Annotated in this window: 4 protein-coding genes; 1 reads left to right on the forward strand and 3 read right to left on the reverse strand. The window is 71.7% G+C overall.

Features of this window, described 5'->3' with window-relative positions:
- The 3 genes from ABZ749_RS32010 to ABZ749_RS32020 form a co-directional block, all read right to left on the reverse strand.
- A partial coding sequence (locus tag ABZ749_RS32010) for an LON peptidase substrate-binding domain-containing protein (protein WP_357234399.1) occupies positions 1–1,130 on the reverse strand: 1,130 nt, incomplete at its 3' end.
- 134 nt (positions 1,131–1,264) lie between these two features.
- Positions 1,265–2,134, reverse strand: coding sequence for a manganese catalase family protein (locus ABZ749_RS32015; RefSeq protein ID WP_357234402.1), 870 nt, complete (start codon positions 2,132–2,134; stop codon positions 1,265–1,267).
- A gap of 83 nt (positions 2,135–2,217) precedes the next feature.
- Positions 2,218–2,949 carry a HAMP domain-containing sensor histidine kinase gene (locus tag ABZ749_RS32020; RefSeq protein ID WP_357234405.1) on the reverse strand — a complete coding sequence of 244 codons (732 nt, stop codon included), beginning with the start codon at positions 2,947–2,949 and terminating at the stop codon, positions 2,218–2,220.
- Between the two features lie 98 nt (positions 2,950–3,047).
- Here ABZ749_RS32020 and ABZ749_RS32025 point away from each other — a divergent pair.
- Positions 3,048–3,454, forward strand: a 407-nt coding sequence (locus ABZ749_RS32025; protein ID WP_357234408.1) for a response regulator transcription factor, incomplete at its 3' end; no start/stop codon positions are given.

Genomic DNA, 3,454 nt, shown 5'->3' on the forward strand with positions numbered 1-3,454 from the left:
GTACGCGTCGAGGATCGCGTCGGCGAGCTTGACCACGTGCTCGTCGCCGTGGCCACGGACTCGCCGAGGCTGGTCTTACCCACTCCGGGAGGACCGGCGAGGGCGAGCACCGCGCCGGAGCCGCGACCGCCCACCACACCGAGGTTGCGCTCGGCGCGCCGGTTGCGCACGGCCAGGTACTCCAGGATGCGGTCCTTGACGTCGGCCAGGCCGGCGTGGTCCGCGTCGAGCACCGCGCGCGCCGCGGTCAGGTCGGTGTTGTCGTCGGTACGCGTGCCCCAGGGCATCTCGAGCACGGTGTCCAGCCAGGTACGGATCCAGCCCGCCTCCGGGGAGGCGTCGCTCGCCCGCTCCAGCTTGCCGACCTCGCGCATGGCCGCCTCGCGGACCTTCTCCGGCAGCTCGGCGGACTCGACGCGGGACCGGTAGTCGGCGGAGCCGTCCGGCTCGTCCTCGCCCAGCTCCTTGCGGATCGCGGCGAGCTGCTGGCGCAGCAGGAACTCGCGCTGCGACTTCTCCAGCCCTTCGCGGACGTCACTGTTGATCTGCTCGGTGACCTCCTGCTCGGCCAGGTAGTCCTTCACCCAGCCGACCAGCAGCTCCAGCCGGGCGGTGACGTCCGGCGCGGCGAGCAGCTCGGTCTTCTGCTCCAGCGTCAGCCAGGGCGCGTAACCGGCCGAGTCGGCCAGCTCGGATAGGTCGGTCATCCGCTCCACCGCGTCGATGACCTGCCAGGCACCCCGCTGCTGAAGCACGGAGGTCACCAGGGCGCGGTACTCACGGGCGAGTTCGCGGGCCCGACCGGCGTGGGCGGGTTCGTCGAGTTCGGTCGCCTCGACCCAGAGGGCGGCGCCGGGGCCGGGCACGCCGGAGCCGATCCGGGCCCGGGACAGGCCACGGATGACGGCGGCGGGCTCGCCCTCGGGCAGGCGGCCGACCTTCTCGATGGTGGCGACCACGCCCACCGGGCCGTACTCGCCGTCGATGCGCGGCACGGCCAGCAGCTTGCGGTCGCCGGTCGCCCGCGCCGCGTCGATAGCGGCCTGGGTGGTGGGGTCGAGGGTCACCGGGATGACCATGCCGGGCAGCAGCACGGCGTCGGTCAGGGGCAGTACCGGAAGAGTTGCCATCGAACACCTCGCGTTAGTTGAGCGTGTCTCACTCAAGTAACAAAGCGTTCCCCTTGTTCCGGCCTGTGACCCAGGCCACTTTCGCGCCCGGTCCGTCGGGTCACCGGGGACCGGTGGGCGACCCGACGGGCACCTCAGGTGAGCTTGCTCTTCACCGTGTTCACCACCGAGCCGGCCACTCCCGGGTTGGTGCCGTACAGACGAGGGTCACCCGGGGCCAGCACCGGTTCCGGCGCGTTCGCCCGCGGGTTGTCGTCGTACCGGAACTCGCCCTTGCCGTCGGGCGAGGGCCCGGACGCCCAGCGCCCCTGGGCGGCGTCGGTGCCCGAGGAGAAACCCAGGTAGGTGTAGCCGTACTCCTCGGTGAACTCGCCCGAGTCCGGAAACGCCTCCGGCACCGGCATCTCCTCCAGGCCGTCCTCCTTGAGCTGCTCGATCGCCGCCAGCCACATGTTCTGGTGCATCGTGTCGCGGGCCAGCAGGAAGCGCAGCATCTGCTTGACGCCCGGGTCGTCGGTCATGTGGAACAACCGGGCGACCTGGAGCCGACCCTGTGCCTCGGCGGTGACGTTGAGCTGGAAATCGGCCAGCAGGTTACCGCTGGCGGTGACGAACGAGCCGTTCCAGGGCACCCCGTTGGAGTCGGCGGGCAACGCGCCAGCACCGCTGTGGATGAAGTGCGCCGGATTCGACGCGGCGAAGGTCGCTGCGCCCCCGGGGTTGTCCGCGATGCCCTCCGACATCGACAGCGGCGCGTTGTCCAACAGCCGGGTGATCATCGTGACGATCATCTCGACGTGGCCCATCTCCTCCGTGCCGACGTCGAGCAGCAGGTCCTTGTACTTGCCGGGCAGTCGGCAGTTCCAACCCTGGAAGAGATACTGGTTGGCGACCGTCATCTCGCCCCACTTGCCGCCCAGCACCTCCTGCAACCGGCGGGCGAACGCCGCATCCGGGCCGTCCGGCTTGGCTTCGAACTGCAGATCCTTGACGTGGCTGAACATCCAACCTCCTCGGTACCGGAAACAGGTAGCGAGGCCGTTCCCACCCCGATGACCCGAGCGGGCCAACCGGTGTCCCGGCCGGGTCAGCGCACCGGGCGGGCCATCGGCAGCAGCACCTCCAACGCCACTCCACGCGGCCGTAGCCGATGCGCCCGCAACGCTCCCCCGTCCGTGGCGACGAGCTGCCGCGCGATCCACAGGCCCAGACCGGACATCCCGACGGCCGGCGCCGGACGCCGCAGCGCGACCAGCAGCGCATCGTCGACCCGCCCCTCGTCGGTGACGAGGATGCTCAGGCTGGTGCCGCGCACCGTGGCGTAGAGCCCGACCTGCCCGTCCGGCGGCCCGTGCCGCAACGCGTTCTGCACCAGGTTGACAAGTACCTGTCGGGTTCGTCCGGCCGGCACCGGGCAGGAGGCCGCCTCCCGGGTGGCTCGCGCCCGCCGACGGGCGAGCGGCACCAGCGCCGCGGCCTCCCGCAGGATGCCCGCCAGCGCGACGGCCGGATCCGGCTGCGGAGTCGGCGTCAGCACACCGGTGCCGGCGGTCGCGTCTCGCAGCAGGCTCTGCAGGTGGGCGGCCTGGTCGCGGGCCAGCGCACTGAGTGCCCGCCGATCGTCCCCGGTCAGCTCACGACGCTCGTCGGCCAACGCGCGGGTCAGCGAGGTCAGGGTGCTGATCGGCGTCCGAAACTCGTGACACAGCACCCGCAGCAGCAGCTCCGAATCGGCCGCCGTCGGTCGTTTCTCGCCCGGTGTCGGCTCAATGGGGCGCAACCCTCGCAGCAGGTCCCGCAAACCGTGCCGTACGCGCATCCACCCGAGTCCTCTCGTTCGGTGCGAACCCGCATGATCGGTACCCGCTGGGGAACGGCGCAGACATGCCGGGAGCCTCCACCTTGCGACTCGTCGTCGTGGACGATCACCCCCTTTTCGTCCGCGGCCTGGAGTTGCTGCTCCCGATCACCACCAACGGCCGCGTCGAGGTGGCCGCCTCGACCGGCGACGCCGCCGCGGCGGCGGCCCTGGTCAGCAGCTGCCGCCCCGACCTGGCCCTGGTCGACCTGCACATGCCGCCGCCCGGCGGCATCCGGGCGGTGGCCGCGATCCGGCGGACCACCCCACGGGTACGGGTGGTCGCGATGTCCGGTTCCGCCGACCCCGGGCCAGCGGTGGAGGCGCTGCGGGCCGGTGCCGAGGGGTTCCTGCCCAAGACCAGCGAACCGGCGCCTCACGTGGCTCAAGCCGCAGACCATCACCGGGCTCCGGCTCTCCGTCGACGACGGCACAGCCGCCACCCGCCTCGGCAGTGTGCGGGTGG

The sequence above is a fragment of the Micromonospora sp. NPDC047753 genome, from assembly GCF_040642735.1.
In the GTDB taxonomy this organism is placed as follows: domain Bacteria; phylum Actinomycetota; class Actinomycetes; order Mycobacteriales; family Micromonosporaceae; genus Micromonospora.